Below are 20,698 nucleotides of genomic sequence, written 5' to 3'. Positions count from 1 at the left end.
ATGGATGAGGAAGAGCATGAGAAAAGAAATTGATATGTTCGCTCAATCTGTATCAGTATTGCGATCGGACTTGAAGCAGGTCTCGTTACCGAGACTGCTCCCCCGGCTTATGCCGGTTTTGCTGGCAGCATGTTTTGGTACGGGTTTCATTACCAGCCTGGCTCATGCAAATCCCGTAGGGCCGCAGATCATCAACGGCAAGGTCATCTTCAATCAGGATGGCAAGGTCTATACCATCACCAATACACCAGGTGCAATCATCAACTGGCAGGATTTTTTCATCAATGCCGGTGAGACTACCCGCTTCATACAAGAGAGTGCCAACAGTACGGTCTTGAACCGCATCATAGGCCAGAATCCCACCCAAATCCTGGGTACTTTGCAGTCAAATGGGCGGGTGTTTTTGATTAACCCGAATGGCATCCTGTTTGGTAAGGGGGCGCAGGTTGATGTCAATGGCCTGACAGTTTCCAGCCTGGGCATGAGTGATGCCGATTTCAAGGCTGGCAAACTGAATTTCAACGCCGGTACCGTAGCAGGCAAGGTCAGCAACCAGGGCGCGATCACAACACCGTCTGGTGGTCAGGTTTACCTGATCGCACCGGATGTAGAAAACAGCGGCATCATCACCTCACCCAAGGGTGAGGTCTTGCTGGCAGCAGGGCGTTCGGTGAAACTGGTCGATTCAGCCAACCCGGACGTACACGTGGTAGTCAGCGCCAATGCTGATCAGGCAGTCAACCTGGGGCAAGTCATTGCCCAGGGTGGCAAGGTCGGGATTTATGGCGGCCTGATCAGCCAGCGTGGCCTGGTCAGTGCCAACAGTGCCGTTGTAGGTGAAAACGGCAGGATTTATTTCAAGGCCAGTGGAGATACCATACTCGATGCTGGCAGCACAACCACGTCAACCGGCAAAGGCAAGGGCGGCGATATACATGTGCTCGGCCAACGCGTGGCGCTGGCCGGCAATGCCCAGGTTGATGCCAGCGGCGACACAGGTGGTGGCCAGGTTTTGGTTGGCGGTGATTACCATGGCGATAATCCCTCTGTCACGAATGCCAAACGTGCCTTTGTCTCCAGCGATGCCAAAATCAGTGCAGATGCGGTCAAGAATGGTGACGGTGGTAAAGTCATTGTCTGGTCAGATGAAGTCACCAGGGTCAATGGCAGTATCTCTGCCCAGGGCGGGGCTTTGGGTGGGAATGGCGGTTTTGTAGAAACCTCGGGCAAGCAAAACCTGGACTTTCATGCCAAGGTCAATGTAGGTGCGGCGCGCGGCAAGGCGGGTACCCTGTTGCTGGACCCGTCTTCGATTACGATAGCCGGTGGCACTGGCGACGGTGCAGCTGACGGTAGCAGCACTTTCCAGGGCTCGGCGATAGGCACAATCAATTTTGCAGATGGTAGCCCGACTACTGTCTATCAATCAGAATTGCAGGGCTTGACACCAGGCACCAATATCGTGCTTGAGGCGACAAATTATATTAATACCAGTGGTACTTTTTTCGGTGGTTTGATATCCTTGCCCACCAATTCCAACATTACGCTCAGAACCCGCAATGCATCTACCGATGTCAGCGCTACCCGCGGCATTAACCTGACGGGTGCAGACCCCAATCTGGAAATCAAGACCAATGGTACAGGCACCATTACCTTGCAAACAGGTACTGGCGCTTCACCGCAAACTGCCGATATCGTGGTCGCCAGGCTGACCAGCAACAGCAGCCAGATCAGTACCAGTGCCAGTGGTAACACCATATTCAAAACAATGCGAACAACACCGGGTACAGTTGGCGTTGGTGGCGATATCCTGATCAACAGTACGGGCTATGTGAATGTTGGTTCAGGCGGCATTGATGCCCGCGGCAATTCTTCAACCAATGGCAATGTCACGGTGACTACCGGTGCCGATATCACGCAGCAAAACAGCAGCATCATCTATGCCAAAGATTTGAAGCTGAGCGCGGTGACTGGCTTGCACGGTAATACCTCGACTGACAACATGGGCGTGCAGGCTGCCAAACTGAATGCGCTTAATACTGGCAGTGGTGACATCCGCATCGCCAGCAATGGCGCCAACCTGGTCATCAATGATGTTGGCGGAACCGGTTATGGCGTTAAACAGCAAACTTCAGGTGGCGCAATTTACCTGAGTTCTCCTACCGGCTTTACTACGCAAATCAACGCACCTCTACTGACCAATAATGGCTTGCTTAATGTGAGCGGTCAGGGTGGTATCAATCTGAATGCTGGCGGCACTATTAATAGCGGTGGCGGCGCCATCACTTTGCAGGCAACTGACGCTGATGCCATGACCAGTACTGCATCGGGCACACAGATCAATAGCTCTGGTGCTGCTGTCTCTATCAAATCAGACAAGATGGATTTGCTGGGCACGGTCAACGCTGGTAGCGGTAGTGTGGCGTTGGATATGAATGGTGGCGGCACTATTCATCTTGCAACTGTTGCTACCAATCTGAATTCGGGTACGCTGGAACTATCCGCTGCTGAGTTGAATAATATTACCGCGGCTCGCCTTAAAGTCGGCAACATGTCTGGTGCCAGTATCGATATCAAAGGTGCCATGGGCTCAGGTGCTGGTGGTGCTTTGCAGAACGTCAGCACCTCGCTGACTTTAAATTCTGGCAATACCATTTCCCAGCAACCTGGCGCTACTATCAATGGTGCCAGTTCGGTCCAGGCGCGTGGTTATAGCGTCAGCCTGACCGAGGCCAATACGATAGGTGTTATTTCAGGTTCTTCCAGTACCGGCAGTTTCTTGTATCGCTCGGTCAATCCCATCAATGTGACTACGGTAGATACCTATAATGGTATCAATGCGCCATCCAGTGTTGTTCTGACTTCTGATGCTGGTATCACACAGGCAGCAGGCAGCGCGATCACAACTTCTGGTCTGGCGGTACAAGCTAAAGGCTCGGTTAATCTGAGTAATACAAGTAACAGCTTCAGCTCGATTGCAGCTGACCTCAATCAGAGCGGCCTCGGTAGCGGTAGTTTAACAGCTGTTACTTCCGGTAATTTGACCGTGAGCACGGTTTCTTCCACCGTCGGTATTACGACCAATAACCAGGCGGTCACCTTGAATACTGGTGCAGGTTTATTGTCGCTGTCGAATAATGTCAGTGCAGGTACCGGCAAAGTCGGTTTCATCGCCGATCAACTTTCCCTCTCCGGCCCTGGCGGCGTCACTGCCGGTGATTTTGGTGTACGTCCATTTACTACCGGGCGTGCCATTACCATTGGCTCTGGTACATGTGCCGTGGCTCCTTGCCTGAGCGTGACCAATTTGTATAAAGTCACTGCCCCCACTATTTCGATTGGCAGTGCTGATGCTGGCAATGCATCAGGTTCTATTGCTGTTGTTAGCATCACAGATACCAACACCAGTGCTGCTACCGATATCAAGCATCTGACAACAACGCGCATAGGTTTGCTGACAGGTGGCGATATTACACAGTCTAATTCGATTACGGTACAAGACCTTGGCCTGGTCGCTGGTAACAGCATCACCCTGAACGTCCCGAATGTCATTAGCAATCTGGCGGCCAAGAGCAATACCAGCATGAGCTTTGTGAATACCCAGGGCATTAATGTCAGCACATTAAGCGGCGCCAATGGCTCAGGCTCATATAGTCTGGATGGTATCGCTACAACCGGTAACTTGTATTTGACTGCCAATGCCGGCAACATCGCGCTCGGTGCCAACGTGAACAGTGGTAGCGGCACTGTCACTCTGGCCGCTCCTACAGGGGCAATTACTCAGGTGGCTGGCAATACCATCATTGGTGGAGCCCTTGATGCGACTGCCAATGGGGGTATAGGAAATGGCACCGGCTTGAAAACCACTGTGCCTGTTCTGCTGGCGAATAATACGGGTGCCAACACTGATATCAACATCAAAAATACCGGCGCCCTGAATCTCCGCAATGTGCAGCAAAGTGGCACTGGCAGTACTGGCAATATCCTCATCGACAATATTGGGGCGATCACGCTGGACAGCACGGATGCGGTTCGCAGCAAGGCGGGCAATATCAGCCTGGTGGCACATAGCCCATTAACAGTCAATGGCACTGTTGCCAGTTCAAATGGCGGTAACATTACCCTTGAAGCGGGTGCCAGCGGCAGCACTACCGATAAACTCACGGTAGGCAGCACTGGTTCAGTTACAACCAGCGGTAGTATTTTGCTCAAGGCAGGCGACGCGATCCTGATTTCAGGCAATGTCAGTGGTGGTAGCGTGACGCAGCAAGCTTTCCTGAACGGGGGCTCGCTGCCTACATTGCCCCAGTGTATTACCAACCCTTCTACGCCAGGGTGCAGCTCTGTGCTGCCTAGCTTGGCTGCCTGTGTCAGCAATCCATCTTTGCCGGGTTGCAGCGTGGTCTTGCCTAGTGTCGCAGCTTGTCAGGCCAACCCTACGCTGGCAGGTTGCAGTGTAGTCTTGCCCAGCCTGAGTTCCTGCATTGCCAATCCTTCTCTGTTTGGTTGCTCGAATGTACTGCCCAGCCTCAGTAGCTGCCTGGCCAACCCGAATATCGCTGGCTGTAGTGCTGTATTGCCCAGCTTATCTTCATGTCTGGCAAACCCATCCATCCCTGGCTGTAGCTCTATTTTGCCTAGTCTGAGTTCATGCATCAGCAATTCCAGCCAGCCGGGTTGCAGTGCAGTGTTGCCCAGCCTTACACAATGTACTGCCAACCCCAGTATCCAGGGTTGCAGCGTGGTCTTGCCTGCACTGGCAGCTTGCCTGGTCTCGCCTAACATCGCTGGCTGCTCGGCTGTCTTGCCATCGGTCGCGGCATGTACTGCCAGCCCGACTTTGCCTGGCTGTTCTGCGGTCCTGCCCAGTCTGTCTGCCTGTATTGCCAACAGCAGCCAGGCTGGTTGCAGTGCTGTATTGCCGACGCTGGCATCCTGTATCGCCACACCGACGCTGGCAGGTTGCAGCAGTGTCTTGCCGACGTTGACAGCATGCGTGGCCAACCCGTCCCTGGCTGGTTGCGCTGCTGTATTGCCGACGCTGGCAGCATGTACCGCCAGCCCCAGCTTGCCAGGTTGCAGCGCTGTCTTGCCCAGCCTCAGTGCCTGTATTGCCACACCAACGCTGGCAGGTTGCAGCAATGTGTTGCCGACGCTGACAGCATGCCTTGCCAACCCATCGCTGTCGGGTTGCAGTGTAGTCTTGCCTACGCTGGCAGCATGTACAGCCAACCCGGCTCTGGCTGGTTGCTCGTCTATCCTGCCTAGCTTGACAGCTTGTATCGCCAACCCTGGTTTGGCAGGCTGTTCATCTGTGCTGCCATCGGTTGCGGCATGTGCGGCTACTCCAAGTCTGCCTGGCTGCAGTGTAGTCTTGCCTAGCCTGAGCGCCTGCATTGCCACACCTGCGCTGGCTGGTTGCAGCAATGTCTTGCCTACACTGGCATCCTGTACAGCAACACCTACGCTGCCAGGATGTAGCGTGGTCTTGCCCAGCCTGAGTGCATGTACTACCAATCCGGCTGCGCCAGGTTGTTCAGCGGTCTTGCCCAGCTTCGCAAGTTGCACTGCCAATCCAGCGCAGGCAGGTTGCAGCGCGGTATTGCCGACGCTGGCAATATGTACCGCCAATCCATCCACTGCGGGTTGTTCTGCCGTCTTGCCTGGCCTGGCAGCCTGTACCACCAATCCTGGTCTGCCCGGTTGTAGTGCGGTGTTGCCTGGTCTTGCCATTTGCGTAGGCTCACCATCGACGCCAGGTTGCAGCGCGGTCTTACCTAGCCTCGCTGCATGTACTGCTAATCCAGCGACGCCCGGTTGCTCTGCCGTTTTACCTTCGATGGCCAGTTGCGCCGCCAATCCGGGTTTGCCAGGTTGCGCTGCCGTGTTGCCAACCCAGGCACAGTGCGCCATCAATCCAGTCTTGCTGGGTTGTTCACTGGTCTTGCCCATCGGTGATCTCAGGACTGGCAATATCCTGAACAACACGATTAATTTTGCGCTCAATAACTTTGTCAGTTCTACCTTGTTCATCACTAACGCTATCAGCAATCCCGGCAGTTTCTTCGATAGTGGCAGTGATTCCGGCAGAGAGACCAGGTTTGAGCAAAGAAGCAGTTTTAGCGGTATCAGGGATAACGGAGTATTAAAAAATGCTACAGATAAAAAACTCTACTGCAATTAAGTTTTTCTTTATTGCAGCACTGTGCCTGAGCTGCGCGCTGAGTTTTGCTGCGCAAATCGCGGGCACGGTGACCCATCTCAGCGGGCCATTGATCGCCAAGAAGGCAGATGGCACGGTCAAGGTATTGTCTCTGCAGTCTGGCATAGAGCAGGGCGACACCCTGATTGCTGAGAAAGATACTTATGCCCGCATCAAGTTTGCTGATAATAGTGAAATCGTCTTGCGCCCAAGTACCCAGATCAAGATAGACCAGTTTTCTTTTGAAGAAGACAAGCCCAATAATGATGGCTTTACCATGACCCTGATCAAGGGCGGCTTGCGCGCTGTTACCGGTTTACTCGGCAAGCGCAATAAAGAAAGATTTGGCCTGAATACGCCAACGGCATCGATAGGCATACGCGGCACTATCTTCATCGCAGAGTTCGTGCCTCAGGACGCGAACCAGTCTGGCTCAGGTGCTGCAGACGCCCAAGGGAATGGGCCACGTGCGCCTGGTTTGTATGTGCAAGTCCTGGATGGCACAGTCTTCCTGAAAAACGATGCGGGCAACCTCGATGTCACCGCGGGTCAATTTGGTTTTGCGATCAGCTTCACCAGACCGCCAATTCTTTTGCCTAACAACCCCGGCATGCAGTTTTCACTACCTGGTAATTTCCCTGTGAGCCTGAATCAGGATAATGCCAATAATGAGAGCAAGTCAGGTAGTTTGATTTGTGAAGTAAGGTAATGAAGTAATGAGGTAAAGACAGGATTTGGCTTGGCGGCAAATCCTGTTTTGCATTTAAGCTCTGCCACTGAATGTAGAACTCATTTCATAAATATGAATGAGGTGCGTTTGCCTCATAACACGGATCAGTACTACGTATGCGGTTGTCAATAGTGGCACTATGTTCAATAAATCCAATGCTATCTGATATGTGTTATGCGGCAAACCCTTCGGGAACTGACGATTTGGGCGCCATTGCTGCGTTGCGTCCTTTGCTAAGGCATGAGCCTTAGCTGCAAGCCACGCCTTGCACTGCATCCCAAATCGTCTTGTTCGCACTCATCCCTATTTATGAAATGAGTTCTAGAAAACCGGCAAATCAGCACTGGCATGCTGACGCAAGTTATTACGTGCGACTTCAAAGTCAGGAAATACCGACTGCACAGTTGCCCAGAAACGCGGGCTATGGTTCATCTCACGCAAATGCGCAAGCTCGTGCGCGATCACATAATCAATAATCATTGGTGAGAAATGGATCAAGCGCCAGTTCAGGCGTATCTTGCCTTGTGACGTGCAAGAGCCCCAGCGCGTTGCTGCTGCCGACAAGGCCATGCTTTGATAACGTACATTGAGCTTTTCAGCAAATACCGGCAGTCGCTCATTGAAAACCCGCTTGGCTTCTTGCTGTAGCCAGGCTTGTACACGGTCTTTTAATTGTTGCTCACCAGCGTCCGCTGGCAGGTTGATAATCAACTCAGCCTGCTCGCTCTGGAAATGCGTGCCGCTGATCGAGGCTGGGGCAATCCGCAAGGTAATCTCACCGCCCAGATAAGGTAGCTTCGCCCCATCCTGCCAATGCATGGTGGGTTCCAGCTGGCGCTGCGTGCGCTCACGCCGCTCAGTCAGTTTGCGCAAGATCCAGGCTTGTTTTTCCTGTATCGCTGTTTCTATATCTGCAATCGTTACCCAGCGCGGTGCCGTGATACGCAAGCCATCTTCATTGATCAAAAAACCTATGCTGCGGCGCTTTGAGCGCTGCAAATCATATTCCAGCAAATAATCCTGTATCAGGATACGACGCTTGTTGCTGGTATTGACGAAGGTAGATGGTGGTGGTGCAGACGATGGTGGTATGGGAGCGGGTGGTGCGGCGGGCCGCTGTTCATCACGCAGAACGATATCTTTGAGCGGGCTTGTTGCTGGCACCGGCGTCTTGGCAGGCACAGGACGCAGTTTGTCCGGCACCAGAAAGTCACTGAATAAATCCAGTTGCAAAGCCATTTGTATGGCCTTGCCTATCGAGGGAATACGGGGCTTCATTTATGCTTGGGGAATCCTGATTCAATAGCAAGTGGGATTTGTACTCTGCTTGTACAACACATTCCAGGTAAGGAAGTCTGGTTTTGCAGGCTGCAATTGCGCTAGTTTGACCTATTTTTTGCAGTTCGTGTTTTTACCTCCAGAAACTGGTTTTTTCAATATCGCCATTTCTTTATTTCTCTATAACTTCTCAATAACTCACTTGAATTTTCTGCAACTAGCTCAACTTGGCTGAGCAAGAGATAGTCTATACGGATATCGTAATCGCCACCTACTCAACAGGCTCTGATGAACAAGCTGACATCGCTGCATAATCACTGGAACAGGACGACTAAAAAGATAGGCTCGTTCTTCAAAATTCCCGGTCCTGAGTACGACTTGCCGGTCGATTTTCCTTTCGTTCGCAGTGACGTCGCCATGTTGTATCGCATTGCAAAGGGGGACGCTGTTAAGCACATTGACGAACATACAGCCCGCGATATGCTTCTTGATACCTATGCCGACAAACTGACCGCAGGGAGCAGTATCTTCGCTCAGCAGATCGTGCATAAACGGTTGCGTGAAGGTGCCGGGGGCGAACAAGACAAGCAGCGCTTGCAGAGCTTGATGGCTGACCCGGCATTGCTGGATACCTTGCAGCTACACTGCCTGCCCTTGCGCGGCGTGGAAGCGGAAGTCAGTGAACAAATTTTCACGGACGCAATTCCGGTTCCTGCGGCGTGGTATAAATTCATGTGGCTGTTACCGGTCAGCATTAGCATGTTGATTGTTCTTGCTCTGACGTCGCTGGCTTATGCCTGGATAGCCGTCTTGCTTGTATGGATGGTCTTGCTGGCCGTGCAGACACGTTACCATGATGCAGTGACACGATGGGCAAAGAAAGTACAAGCGCTACAAGCTTTGCTGACGAGCTTTGATTTGCTGGCTGAGCATTATTCACCGGATGCTCAAACCTCTGCTGCAGTTCGCCAAACGGCGACTAAAATCAATTCCGAATTGCGCAGGCATAGATTGGTGGCTCTGCCAGGCATGCGCGAATACACGGATTGGTTCTTGCTGGATAATGTCAGGCATTTTTTCAAGACCTGTATTGTTGTCCGTAACAATCAAGGTTTCCTGCGCAAGGCATACACGCATGTGGCAAATCTGGAAGCTGATCTGGCACTGGCCATGCACTTGCAATCGCTGACGCTATATTGCTGGCCCTCTGTGGCAGGCAAGAAGCAACTACACATGCAGCAAGTTGTGCATCCCTTGTTAACACAGGCTACAGCCCTGGACATAAGACTTGAAGGCAAGGGGGCGTTTATTTCAGGACAAAATGGTACAGGCAAGAGTACTTTGTTGCGCACCCTGGGTTTGAATCTGATAGTCGCCCGCGCCTTTGGTTTTTGTTATGCGGCCGCTGCCAGCGTCCCGGTGGCAGCGGTGTTTTCCAGCCTGCAGAGTGAAGATTCTCTGATCGCAAATGAAAGTCTGTATCAGGCAGAACTCAGGCGTGCCAAAGAATTATTGGATATCGCAGAAAGCGATACGCAAGCAGTGTTCATCATTGATGAAATCTTCCGTGGCACCAATCATCAGGAATCCATCTCGGCTGCTGCCGCAGTATTGCAAAGCCTGGCCAGTACAAACATGGTGATCGTTTCATCACACAATCTGGTGCTCGCACCTATATTGACAGCTTATCTGACGCCATTATGTGTGACAGCAGAGCAGGGTGAACTATCCAAATTGCAATTGAAAGAGGGTGTCCTGGCTGACCCGAATGGCATACGTTTACTTGGCACTTACGGTTTTGGGGACGATATTAAAAACCAAGCCAGTCGGGTTTTCGACTGGCTTAATGACTACCTCAAACATCCCGACAAGTGCGAACAAATATTGGAAAATCGCCCGCTGCCTTGACTGAGATTACTTGGATTCAGACTGATAAACCTGCGGAGAAATCACGCGCATTTCTGCTTCTATCCATTTCTCGACTTCCTGCATCAGTTCAACCGCATTCATGCCGTTCGGTGGGATAGGTTTTCCAACAGAGACGGTAATGGTACCCGGCAGTTTGGTAAAGGAATTTTTTGGCCAGCATTCACCAGAGTTCAGCGCGATAGGCACGACGGGTGTATTGGTTTCTACTGCCAGGCGGGCGCCGCCGCCTTTGTACTGGCCTTTTTTGCCAACAGCGATACGCGTACCTTCAGGGAACATGATGATCCATTGTCCATCAGCCAGACGCTTGCGGCCTTGCGTGACGACGTGAGCAAAAGCATCCTTGCCCTTGCTGCGGTCGATAGGGATCATGCGCAGCATGGATATTGCCCAGCCAAAGAAGGGGATATAGGTAATTTCTTTTTTGAACACAAAAACCAGGGGGCGTGGTGTCGCCATCAACAGGAAAATGGTTTCCCAGGCAGACTGGTGTTTGGACAACAGGATGGCCGGGCCATCCGGAAAATTTTCAAATCCCTTGGTCTGGTAACGTATGCCGCAGATTACTTTTGCTGCCCAGATGATGGTGACATTCCAGCGGGCGGTAATGTAATAGCGCTGGTTGTACGGCAAGAAGGCGAACAGCATGCTGATGGGCGCCCATACAATAGTGACTATCGCCATCACCACTATGAAAATCAGTGAACGAATAAAACGGGTAAAGCTAAGCATGTAGTCTCCATTGTAGCGATGCTGTTTGAGTTTGCTAACTTACTCAGATCGCGATATTAAATTCAGATGGCGAGTTTTCCACCAGTTTGTCGACCATGGCGGCCAGGTCAGCAAAAACTTGTGTGCCGGGGGGCAAACCACCTTTTTCCTGGGTCTTGCTGCCTTTGCCCGTCAGTACCAGATGCGGCTTGCAACCGAGAACAAAGCCAGCCTGCAAGTCGCGCAGGGAATCACCCACGCAATGCACACCCTTGAGATTGGTGTCATAGCGACGGGCAATCTCTTGCAGCATGCCTGGCTTGGGTTTGCGGCAATCGCAATTGTCATCTGCCATGTGCGGGCAAAAGAAAATCGCATCTATCGTGGCACCGACTTGCTGGGCACTGGTATGCATTTTTTGATGAATAGCATTCAGCGTGGCCATATCAAACAGTTTGCGGCCTATGCCAGACTGGTTGGTTGCGACCACCACCGTATAGCCCGCCTGGTTAAGGCGGGCGATGGCTTGCAGTGAACCCGGTATCGGCTTCCATTCTTCGGGCGACTTGATAAAGTCGTCCGAATCCTGGTTGATAACGCCATCGCGGTCAAGGATGATGAGTTTCATCTGCAATCCTGGTTAGTGGTGCACTCTTGTTTAACTTGCCTCAAGCTGCCAGCTTGGAAATGTCGGCAACCTGGTTCATCATGCCATGCAGGCTGGCCAGCAAGGCCAGGCGGTTATTCCGCAAGGCTAGGTCTTCTGCATTTACCATGACGTCCTTGAAGAAGCTGTCGACCGCTGCACGCAGGGCTGCCAGGGTTTTCAATGCGCTGGCGAAGTCACCTTTGGCAAATGCGGCATCCACTTCCGGTTTGACGTCAGCCATGGCCTTGGCTAATGCCTGCTCGGCAGCTTCCTGCAATAGTGCTGGCTGGACTTCACCTGGCGTACCCTCGGCTTTTTTGAGGATATTGGTAATACGCTTGTTGGCAGCAGCCAGTGCTTCTGATTCTGGCAGGGCGGCAAAGGCTTGTACAGCCTGCAGGCGTTCAACGATGTTATCGAGCGTGTCTGGTTGCTGGGCAACCACAGCTTCGACTTCATTTTGAGAAAAGCCCTTGTCGCGCAACTGGCCGCGCAGACGGTCGAACAAGAAGTTCAGCACATCGGCGGTCGGGTCAGTGAAATTGGCATTGCCAGCAAAAAGTGCAACCGCTTGCTTCAACAAAGTATTGAGCGACAGCGGCAAGCGTTTTTCAACCAGCATGCGCAAGATACCCAGGGCGTGGCGGCGCAAGGCAAACGGGTCACGGTCACCGGTAGGTTGCAAGCCTATCCCCCAGATACCGACCAGGGTTTCCAGTTTGTCGGCCAGTGCTACGGCAGTGCCTGTCAGTGTCGCTGGCAATGCATCGCCAGCGAAACGGGGCTGGTAATGTTCAGACGCGGCAGCGGCCACATCAGCGTGCTCACCATCATGCTGGGCATAATAAGTACCCATGATGCCTTGCAGCTCTGGGAATTCACCCACCATGTCGGTCAGCAGGTCAGTCTTGGCCAGCAGGGCAGCGCGTTCAGTCAGGGCGACATCACCGTTCAGGCTGGCAGCGATCTGGCCTGCCAGGCTTTTAACGCGTTGTGTACGTTCTGCCTGACTGCCCAATTTATTGTGGTAGACCACATTTGCCAGCAAGGGCAGGCGTGATTCCAGGGTCTTTTTCTTGTCTTGTTCAAAGAAGAATTTGGCATCCGACAAACGCGGGCGCACGACGCGCTCATTACCCTGGATGATGTATTGCGGGTCGCTGGTTTCGAGGTTGGAGACGATCAAAAAGCGTGAACGCAATTTGCCAGATGCATCCGTCAGGGCAAAATATTTCTGATTGGTCTGCATGGTCAGGATCAGACACTCTTGCGGCACGGCCAAAAACTCTTGCTCGAAATTGCATTCATATACCACTGGCCATTCGACCAGGGCGGTCACTTCATCCAGCAGGGATTCAGGCATCAACACCTGGTCTGCACCTGCTTTGCCCAGCAAGGCGGCACGTATCTGTTCTTTACGTTCATTGAAGCTGGCGATGACCTTGCCTTCGGTTTTCAGGCTGGCGGCATAGTCTTCAGCCTTGGCAATGCTGACTTCACCAGCGGACAGGAAACGGTGGCCTTTGGTAATGCGGTCGCTGTTCAGACCCAGCAGGGACAGTGGCACAATCTCAGCGCCATGCAAGGCGATGATTTTGTGCACAGGGCGCACAAAATGCACAGTCTCGCCATCAGGACGCTGATAGCTCATGACTTTAGGAATAGGCAGTTTGCCTATGGTTTCTTCCAGCGCAGTTTGCACTGCCGGTGCCAGGGCAGTGCCAGCAGCTGTATAGCTGTAGAAGAAGCTCTCTGCCTTGCCATCCACCGCACGTTCGAGGTCACTGACCTGCAGGTTAGGGAAGCCCAGGGCTGCCAGTTTCTTGCCCAGCGGTGCTGTCGCATTGCCAGCTGCATCCAGTGCCACGGATACCGGCAAGACTTTTTCGCGCATCAGCTTGTCAGGGGATGTGGAGCGTACGCCAGTGATGCTGACAGCCAGACGGCGTGGTGAGGCATAGCTGGTGGCAACAGATTCAGCTTCGAGGAAATCGCGTGACTTCAGACCAGCGACGATACCGGCGCTAAATGCTTCACCCAGCTTGGCAAGGGCCTTGGGAGGCAGCTCTTCGGTAAATAATTCTACTAACAGTGTTTGGCTCATGTTTCTTATCCTACGTTCCGGCGCAGTGCCAGAATCTGTTTAATGATGTTCTTGTTGGCTATGCATTACTTATGCTGAAGTAACAGCAGCGGGAGCAGGCTTGTGCTTGTCATCCGCAGCGCACATGGGGAAACCCAGCGCTTCACGCGATGCATAATAAGCCGCAGCTACGGCACGCGACAGGTTGCGTATGCGGCCTATGTAGGCAGCACGCTCAGTCACCGAGATCGCACCACGCGCATCCAGCAAGTTGAACGTATGCGCCGCCTTCAAGATCATTTCATAAGCAGGCAGGGCCAGGGATTTTTCTGTCACTTCCAGCAGGCGCTTGGCTTCTGCTTCGTAATTGGTGAACAATGAGAACAGGAAATCGGTGTTTGAATATTCAAAGCTGAAAGTCGATTGTTCAACTTCATTTTGATGGAATACATTGCCATAGGACAGGCGCACGGTCTTGCCGTTTTCTTCACGCTCAGTCCAGACCAGGTCATAGATGTTGTCCACACCTTGCAAATACATGGCCAGACGCTCCAGTCCGTAGGTGATTTCACCGAGGATAGGTTTGCAATCCAGGCCACCGACTTGCTGGAAGTAAGTGAATTGTGTGACTTCCATACCATTCAGCCAGACTTCCCAGCCCAGGCCCCAGGCCCCGAGGGTAGGGTTTTCCCAGTCATCTTCCACAAAGCGTATGTCGTTTTGCTGCAAATCCAGGCCCAGGGCCTTCAATGAACCCAGGTAAAGGTCGAGGATATTTTCCGGCGCAGGCTTCAACACTACCTGATATTGATAATAGTGTTGCAGACGGTTAGGGTTTTCGCCATAACGGCCATCCTTTGGACGGCGTGATGGCTGTACATAAGCCGCACGCCATGGCTCTGGCCCGATGGCCCGCAAGAAAGTGCCGGTATGCGAAGTACCCGCGCCCACTTCCATATCGTAAGGTTGCAACAGGGCGCAGCCTTGCTTGTCCCAGTAATCTTGTAATGTCAGGATAATTTGTTGAAATGTGAGCATCGTGCTATCTGCCTTTGTCACTTCTTGAAGAAGCGATGAATAAAGTTTGCCAAACCTTAGATTTTAACGGCTTTTGCGCAGGATAGGCGAATTTGCTTGATGTTGTTTTGTTAATTTTTGCGGCTTAAATCGGGAAAATCTTAAGACCATTAACCACAGAGGCACCGAGACACCGAGAAATTCAGGAGAAAACCTGAGTAAAGGATGAATCTAGAGGAATTGTTCTTTTGTAAAATTTTTGATGACTCTCTATAAATATTCCCTCTACAGCAACGCAATTGCAGCATAAATAGGCGGCTTGCCTCTGGTGGTTTTTGTTGCAATTCGTTTGGCGACGCGGTATAAAAATCCACCTGCCAATAATAGGGCTTACGCAAAATTGTCCCAGCAAGGCGTAGCGACGAAGACAGTACTTTAGTACGGCTAGGAGCTGCAACGCAGCTGGGGCGGTTTTGCGTAAGCCCTCAATAGCGAGTTTAACCGGAGACCGCAGAGCAATGGCTATCGTTGATCCTGATCTGACTTTGGATGCCGAGTCGCATCGGCTGGAAGAGTGGTACCTCTTGTTGGGGGAGCTTTCCCATTGCCTGTGGTACACGGCAGAATTGCCTGAGATGCTGCGTGGCTTCTGTCGTATCCTGGTGCAGCGTGCTGGTTATCTGTGTGCCGAGGTGGAACTGGATCTGGGTGACAAGTCAGAAGTTTACCGCTTTCGCGCGGACAGGCAGGCTGGAAAAGAGACAAAATACCTGGTTCTGCCCTTGCAGCGTTATGGCTATGCGCTGGCACAATTGCGTGTAGGTGCCGACTTTGATCTCAGTGAAACTGGTGATGCATACAACATATTGAGTCGTTTTGCCAATGAACTGGCGCAGGCCATCCATTCCCTCAGCAGTACCCATGAACACCATGATCTGCAAGACAATATGGACATGCTGGCACTGTCTGTGCAGCAAAGCCCGTTTGCGGTAGTCATCACCAATGCAGATGGCGAACTCGAATATGGCAATGACAGCTTTTGCCGTATTTCTGGCTATGCATTGAACGAGGTGCTGGGCAAGCATGTGTTCTGGAATTCTGGTGATCCCGCTGATGAAAAAATCATGCGCATAATCAAGGCGCTCAAGGTTGGAGAGCACTGGCAGGGCGATGTACTCAGCCATCGCAAGGACGGTACGGCCTACTGGGAAAGACAGATGGTCAGTCCGCTATGCAATGCAGATGGCCAGATTACCCATCTGATCGCTGTCAAACAAGATATTACCGACAGCAAATTCCAGTTGAAGGAAGTCGAACAAGCTCTTCTCTTGCGTGAGCAAGCCCTGGTCTCCAGCAGCAACGGCATCATGATTACCCGTAGTGATGACAGCGATCATTCCATTGTCTATGTGAATCCTGCATTTGAGCGTATCACTGGTTATACAGCACAGGAAGTCATAGGCAGGGAAGGACGTTTCCTGGTCAGGGAAGATCTGGCGCAACCTGATCTGGAAGAAATCCGCAGTGCCTTGCGTGAAAAAAGATCAGGCTGCGCGTTGTTGCGCAATTACCGTAAGGACGGCACGCAATTCTGGAATGAATTGCATATCTCGCCCGTCAAGGATGCGATGGGTGCTTCCACCACACATTTTGTCAGCGTTATCAATGACGTCAGTGAGCGTGTCAATTATCAGAAAGAGCTGGAATACCAGGCCACCCATGACAGTCTGACCGGACTGGCGAACCGCAATTTACTGAATGACCGCATCACCCAGGCCATCGCCTGGGCCAAGCGCCAGGATTTGTCGGTGGGTTTGATGTTGCTTGATCTTGATCATTTCAAGCTCATCAATGATGCCTCTGGTCATGGCGCCGGAGATGAAATGTTGAAGCAGGTAGCCAACCGGCTCAGTCATTGTGTGCGTGAAACCGATACGGTAGCGCGCCTGGGCGGCGATGAATTCGTCATCATCCTGACTGATTTACCTGAGACTGGCGATGTTGATATCGTCGCTGAAAAAATCCTGGCGGCGCTGGCCCGCCCGTTTGAAATTAATGGCCATGATGTGTTTGTCACGGCCAGCATAGGTATTTCGCTATACCCGCGTGATGGCGACCATGGCGAAATATTATTGCGTTATGCCGACATTGCCATGTACCGCGTCAAGGAACATGGGCGCAATAGCGTGCGCCAGTTTATTCCCGAGATGGGCGTTACTGCCATCAGCCGCCTGAATATGGAAGGCGCATTGCGCCGTGCGCTGGAAAGGCACGAGTTGACCTTGCATTATCAGCCCAAGATAGAACTCGCTACGGGGCATATAGTCGGTGCAGAAGCACTTGTGCGCTGGCATCACCCACAGATAGGCTTGATACACCCCATAGAATTCATACCGCTGGCAGAAGAAACTGGCCTCATCCTGCCTCTGGGCGAATGGGTACTGGCTGAAGCTTGCCGCCAGCAAGTCAGCTGGAAAAAATCTGGCATGGCTGATTTGAAGATTGCCATCAATATGTCACCTCGCCAGTTCCGCCAAGAGGATTTGTCTGACCGTGTTGCGGCTATTTTTGCCGAGACGGGTGCCGACCCATCGAATGTCACACTGGAACTGACCGAGAGCATGGTCATGCAGGATGTCAACAGTACACTGGTCGCATTGCGCGCTTTGAAAAACCTGGGTTTGTCGATATCGCTCGATGATTTTGGCACTGGTTATTCCAGTCTTTCCTACTTGCGGCGCTTCCCCATTGATGAACTCAAGATAGATAAATCTTTCATCAATGATATCCATGAAAATCCTGACGATGCAGCAATTGCCAGCGCCATCATTGCCATGGCATTGAGCCTGAGCCTGAGTGTGGTTGCCGAAGGTGTGGAAAAGAAAGAACAGGCCGATCTGTTGCGCAAAATGGGATGCAGCCAGGTACAGGGTTATTATTTTGGCCGCCCTATGGATGCCGTCGGTTTTGTTACCCGCTATCGCGAGCACATCAATGAATAAGGCGATGAGTAAAACCATGAACAAGCTGCTCTGGCGCACCGGTAAGGTAAGCGAAATCCCGGAATTGCTGATGGCCGCAACCTTGGAAAAATCAGCCGCCATCGGCGCGGCGACCGTTTATCATTTCAAGCATGATGGGCAAGAAAAACTGGCGATTTCCCTGCCCGATGGTCAGGCCCTGATCATCGAACCGCTGCCCAGTGGCAGGCCACGCCGCCGCCGGGTTGATCCACTGAAAGTTGAGTCGTCAGGTCAGCTTGCAGATGTCATCGATAAAAGCTGAATGATTCAATAGTTTAATGACCAGGCGCATGTTCACTATCGAGCAAAGCCATGGCATGATCATTATAGCGATTACCCGCTACTGCATCGCTGGGAACTGCCGCCGCTATTGCCTGTAAATCTGCCGCATCCAGTTTTACGTCGAGTGCACCCAGGGCTTCTGTCAAACGGTCACGACGGCGCGCACCTACCAGAGGGATAATATCTTCGCCTTGCGCCAGTACCCAGGCAATTGCCGCCTGCGCCACACTGATGCCCTTGCTGTTGGCGATGCCGCGCAAGGCTTCTACCAGGGCCAGGTTACGTTCCAGATTGCCATCCTGGAAACGTGGACTGACACTGCGGAAATCCCTGGTGCCAGTAGTGCGTTCCGGGCTCCAGTGACCGCTAAGTAAACCACGTGACAGTACGCCATAGGCTGTGATGCCTATGCCCAGTTCGCGGCAGACCGGCAAAATTTCGGCTTCTATGCCGCGAGAAAACAGTGAATACTCTATTTGCAAATCACTGATGGCATGCACTGCTGCCGCACGGCGCAGGCTGGCAGCACCAGCTTCCGACATGCCAACGTGGCGTACATATCCAGCTTTCACCATGTCGGCAATCGCACCTATGGTGTCTTCCACCGGCACTTGCGGGTCTATGCGCGCCAGGCGATAGACGTCAATGTGATCAGTGCCCAGGCGTTTCAGGCTATAAGCCAGGGCGTTCTTGACGGCTGCTGGCCTGCCATCCATGCCTATCCAGTTGCCTGCCGGGTCGCGCAACGCGCCGAATTTGACGCTGATCTTTACCTTTTCACGCGGCAGGTTTTGCAGTGCTTCCTGTATCAGCAATTCATTATGGCCCATGCCATAAAAATCACCTGTGTCGAGCAAGTCTATTCCTGCATCCAGCGCCGCATGGATAGTGGCGATGCTTTCGCCACGGTCAGCCGGGCCATATAAGTCCGACATACCCATGCAACCCAAACCCAGTGCTGAGACTGCCGGGCCTTGTTTGCCCAATTGACGTATTGCGATTTTGTTCTGTGCCATGCTGAAACTCCTTCGTCATTGTTGCCTCAGCGAGGTTGCTGAAGATGTAGCCATTGTAGTTAGACTGAATTTTTAGATAAATACGTTAAAATTGCCATTACTATGCAGAAAATCTAAATAATCAGGGTAGGGAGGCTTATGGACAAATTCCAGGCTATGCAAGTCTTTATCGCCGTGGTTGAGCAAAGCAGCTTTACCCGCGCTGCTGAACAATTGCAAATGCCCAGGGCCAGCGTGACCCTGAGCATCAAGCAACTGGAAACCCATCTAGGCACGCGCCTCTTGCAAAGAACCACGCGCCAGGTCAACACCACGGCTGATGGCGATGCTTACTATCAGCGTTGCGTGCGCCTGCTGGCTGATCTGGAAGAAACTGAATCTGCATTCAGCCACAGCCTGCTCAATCCGCGTGGCAAGCTCAGGATTAATTTGCAAGGATCGCTGGGCAAAACGTTTGTGGTCCCGGCCCTGCCAGGCTTCAGTGCCAGATACCCTTTGATAGAGCTGGAAGTCGGCATGAGCGACCGTCTGGTTGATCTGGTAAGGGAAGGCGTCGATTGCGTCTTGCGTGGTGGCGAGTTGCGCGATTCCAGCATGATCGCCAAACGGGTAGCGCTGATGACGCAAATTACCTGTGCCAGCAGCGCTTACCTGCAAAAACATGGCGTGCCCAAGGCGCTGGATGATCTGCCTGCCCATCTGGCAGTGAATTATTTCTCATCACAGACGGGCCGGAATATGGACTTTGAATTTGTCGTCGACGGTAAAACACAGACATTGCCATTAAAGGGGCAACTGGCGGTCAATGACGTCGATGCCTATGTAGCTGGCGCAGAAGCAGGTTATGGCCTGATACAACTGCCGCGCTTCCACGTTGCTGCCCAACTGGCGGCTGGCAGCGTGCAGGAGGTTTTATCGGAGATGCGGCCACCGCCTATGCCGGTATCGATACTTTACCCTCACCACCGGCAGTTATCGCCCAGGGTCAGGGTATTCGTAGAGTGGCTGACTGAGCTGATGGAAACGCATGCCGACAAACTCAAGGCCTAAATAATATTAAAAATATATCGTTTATCAGGCAGGCTTGCAGTTTGTGGCTTATTTTCACTGTTTTTGACCTCACACAAGCTAAGCTAGCAAGTCAACACCTGACATATCCACCCTGTTTCCCTTATCATGCTGTCATGACAGAAGATCAGGAAGTTCTCCTCCCCCCTTATCCTGGTATCCAGGAAAAAGACATACTGCTGGTACAGACGTCAGCAGACGCAGAGCAGGCCTATGCAGAGATGCTGACAGCCGATATTTTGGGTTTCGATACCGAATCCAAGCCAGTATTCTTCAAGGGCCAGCAATCTGATGGCCCGCATCTGATACAACTGGCTACCGACAACAAGGCTTATCTCTTCCCCACGATCAAGGTGCAAAATACCGATGCCGTGAAAGCCTTGCTGGAATCGAAAGACATACTCAAGGTTGGCTTTGGACTCAGCGATGACATGAAACGCCTGAAGATCAAACTTGGCATTGTGCCGCAGCATGTGCTTGATCTCGCACGCGCCATGCGTGAGAGCAAGCAACGCGACATGGGCGCAAAAGCGGCGGTCGCCAAATATTTTGGTATGCAACTGCAAAAATCCAAGAAAACCTCGACCTCCAACTGGGCTACCCCAGCTCTGAATGACAGGCAAATCATGTATGCCGCCAATGATGCGCAAGTGGCATTGCTGGTCTATAGAAAGTGGCTGGCACTAAAGCAAGGATAAAGCAAGGCTGAA

General features: G+C 52.2%; 13 protein-coding genes. 7 read left to right on the top strand and 6 right to left on the bottom strand.

Features of this window, described 5'->3' with window-relative positions:
- Window positions 1-16 precede the first annotated feature (16 nt).
- The gene (locus tag ACO0LN_RS16100) at window positions 17-6,184 is read left to right on the top strand and encodes a filamentous hemagglutinin N-terminal domain-containing protein (RefSeq protein ID WP_422975501.1); all 6,168 of its coding nucleotides are present in this window, start codon (window positions 17-19) and stop codon (window positions 6,182-6,184) included.
- On the top strand, window positions 6,153-6,911 hold the full coding sequence (locus ACO0LN_RS16095) for a FecR family protein (protein ID WP_422975499.1): 759 nt from the start codon (window positions 6,153-6,155) through the stop codon (window positions 6,909-6,911). The genes ACO0LN_RS16100 and ACO0LN_RS16095 overlap by 32 nt, the downstream gene beginning before the upstream one ends.
- A 342-nt stretch (window positions 6,912-7,253) precedes the next feature.
- Here the strand turns inward: ACO0LN_RS16095 and ACO0LN_RS16090 are convergent, their stop codons facing one another.
- Window positions 7,254-8,210 carry a M48 family metallopeptidase gene (locus ACO0LN_RS16090; protein WP_422975497.1) on the bottom strand — a complete coding sequence of 319 codons (957 nt, stop codon included), beginning with the start codon at window positions 8,208-8,210 and terminating at the stop codon, window positions 7,254-7,256.
- A 288-nt stretch (window positions 8,211-8,498) separates the two neighbouring features.
- Here ACO0LN_RS16090 and ACO0LN_RS16085 point away from each other — a divergent pair, with 288 nt between their 5' ends.
- Complete coding sequence (locus ACO0LN_RS16085) at window positions 8,499-10,118, top strand: MutS-related protein (protein ID WP_422975495.1); 1,620 nt, start codon at window positions 8,499-8,501, stop codon at window positions 10,116-10,118.
- Window positions 10,119-10,124: 6 nt separating this feature from the next.
- Here the strand turns inward: ACO0LN_RS16085 and ACO0LN_RS16080 are convergent, their stop codons facing one another.
- The 4 genes from ACO0LN_RS16080 to glyQ form a co-directional block, all read right to left on the bottom strand.
- Window positions 10,125-10,871 carry a lysophospholipid acyltransferase family protein gene (locus tag ACO0LN_RS16080; protein WP_422975492.1) on the bottom strand — a complete coding sequence of 249 codons (747 nt, stop codon included), beginning with the start codon at window positions 10,869-10,871 and terminating at the stop codon, window positions 10,125-10,127.
- Window positions 10,872-10,914: 43 nt separating this feature from the next.
- On the bottom strand, window positions 10,915-11,478 hold the full coding sequence (gmhB, locus tag ACO0LN_RS16075) for a D-glycero-beta-D-manno-heptose 1,7-bisphosphate 7-phosphatase (RefSeq protein WP_110255684.1): 564 nt from the start codon (window positions 11,476-11,478) through the stop codon (window positions 10,915-10,917).
- A gap of 40 nt (window positions 11,479-11,518) precedes the next feature.
- Window positions 11,519-13,603: a glycine--tRNA ligase subunit beta gene (gene glyS, locus ACO0LN_RS16070; protein WP_422975490.1), complete on the bottom strand. Its 2,085-nt coding sequence runs from the start codon at window positions 13,601-13,603 to the stop codon at window positions 11,519-11,521.
- 69 nt (window positions 13,604-13,672) lie between these two features.
- Entirely contained in the window at window positions 13,673-14,620 is a 948-nt protein-coding gene (gene glyQ, locus ACO0LN_RS16065) for a glycine--tRNA ligase subunit alpha (RefSeq protein ID WP_422975488.1), read from the bottom strand.
- A gap of 497 nt (window positions 14,621-15,117) precedes the next feature.
- On the opposite strand from glyQ, the gene ACO0LN_RS16060 reads away from it, so the two are divergent.
- Window positions 15,118-17,601, top strand: coding sequence for an EAL domain-containing protein (locus ACO0LN_RS16060; protein WP_422975486.1), 2,484 nt, complete (start codon window positions 15,118-15,120; stop codon window positions 17,599-17,601).
- Between the two features lie 16 nt (window positions 17,602-17,617).
- Window positions 17,618-17,884, top strand: coding sequence for a hypothetical protein (locus ACO0LN_RS16055; protein ID WP_422975484.1), 267 nt, complete (start codon window positions 17,618-17,620; stop codon window positions 17,882-17,884).
- Between the two features lie 13 nt (window positions 17,885-17,897).
- Here ACO0LN_RS16055 and ACO0LN_RS16050 read toward each other — a convergent pair whose 3' ends face one another.
- Complete coding sequence (locus tag ACO0LN_RS16050; protein WP_422975482.1) at window positions 17,898-18,920, bottom strand: aldo/keto reductase; 1,023 nt, start codon at window positions 18,918-18,920, stop codon at window positions 17,898-17,900.
- Between the two features lie 138 nt (window positions 18,921-19,058).
- On the opposite strand from ACO0LN_RS16050, the gene ACO0LN_RS16045 reads away from it, so the two are divergent.
- Together ACO0LN_RS16045 and ACO0LN_RS16040 are read left to right on the top strand one after the other, a co-directional pair.
- Window positions 19,059-19,970 (top strand): LysR family transcriptional regulator, encoded by a 912-nt coding sequence (locus ACO0LN_RS16045; RefSeq protein ID WP_422975480.1) that lies wholly within the window; start codon window positions 19,059-19,061, stop codon window positions 19,968-19,970.
- Between the two features lie 134 nt (window positions 19,971-20,104).
- Window positions 20,105-20,686, top strand: coding sequence for a 3'-5' exonuclease (locus tag ACO0LN_RS16040; protein ID WP_422975478.1), 582 nt, complete (start codon window positions 20,105-20,107; stop codon window positions 20,684-20,686).
- Window positions 20,687-20,698 lie beyond the last annotated feature (12 nt).

The organism is Undibacterium sp. TC9W (assembly GCF_049339865.1).
GTDB lineage: Bacteria > Pseudomonadota > Gammaproteobacteria > Burkholderiales > Burkholderiaceae_D > Undibacterium.
The sequence above is the reverse complement of the archived record's forward strand: the minus strand, read 5'-3'. Positions and strand labels throughout refer to the sequence as shown.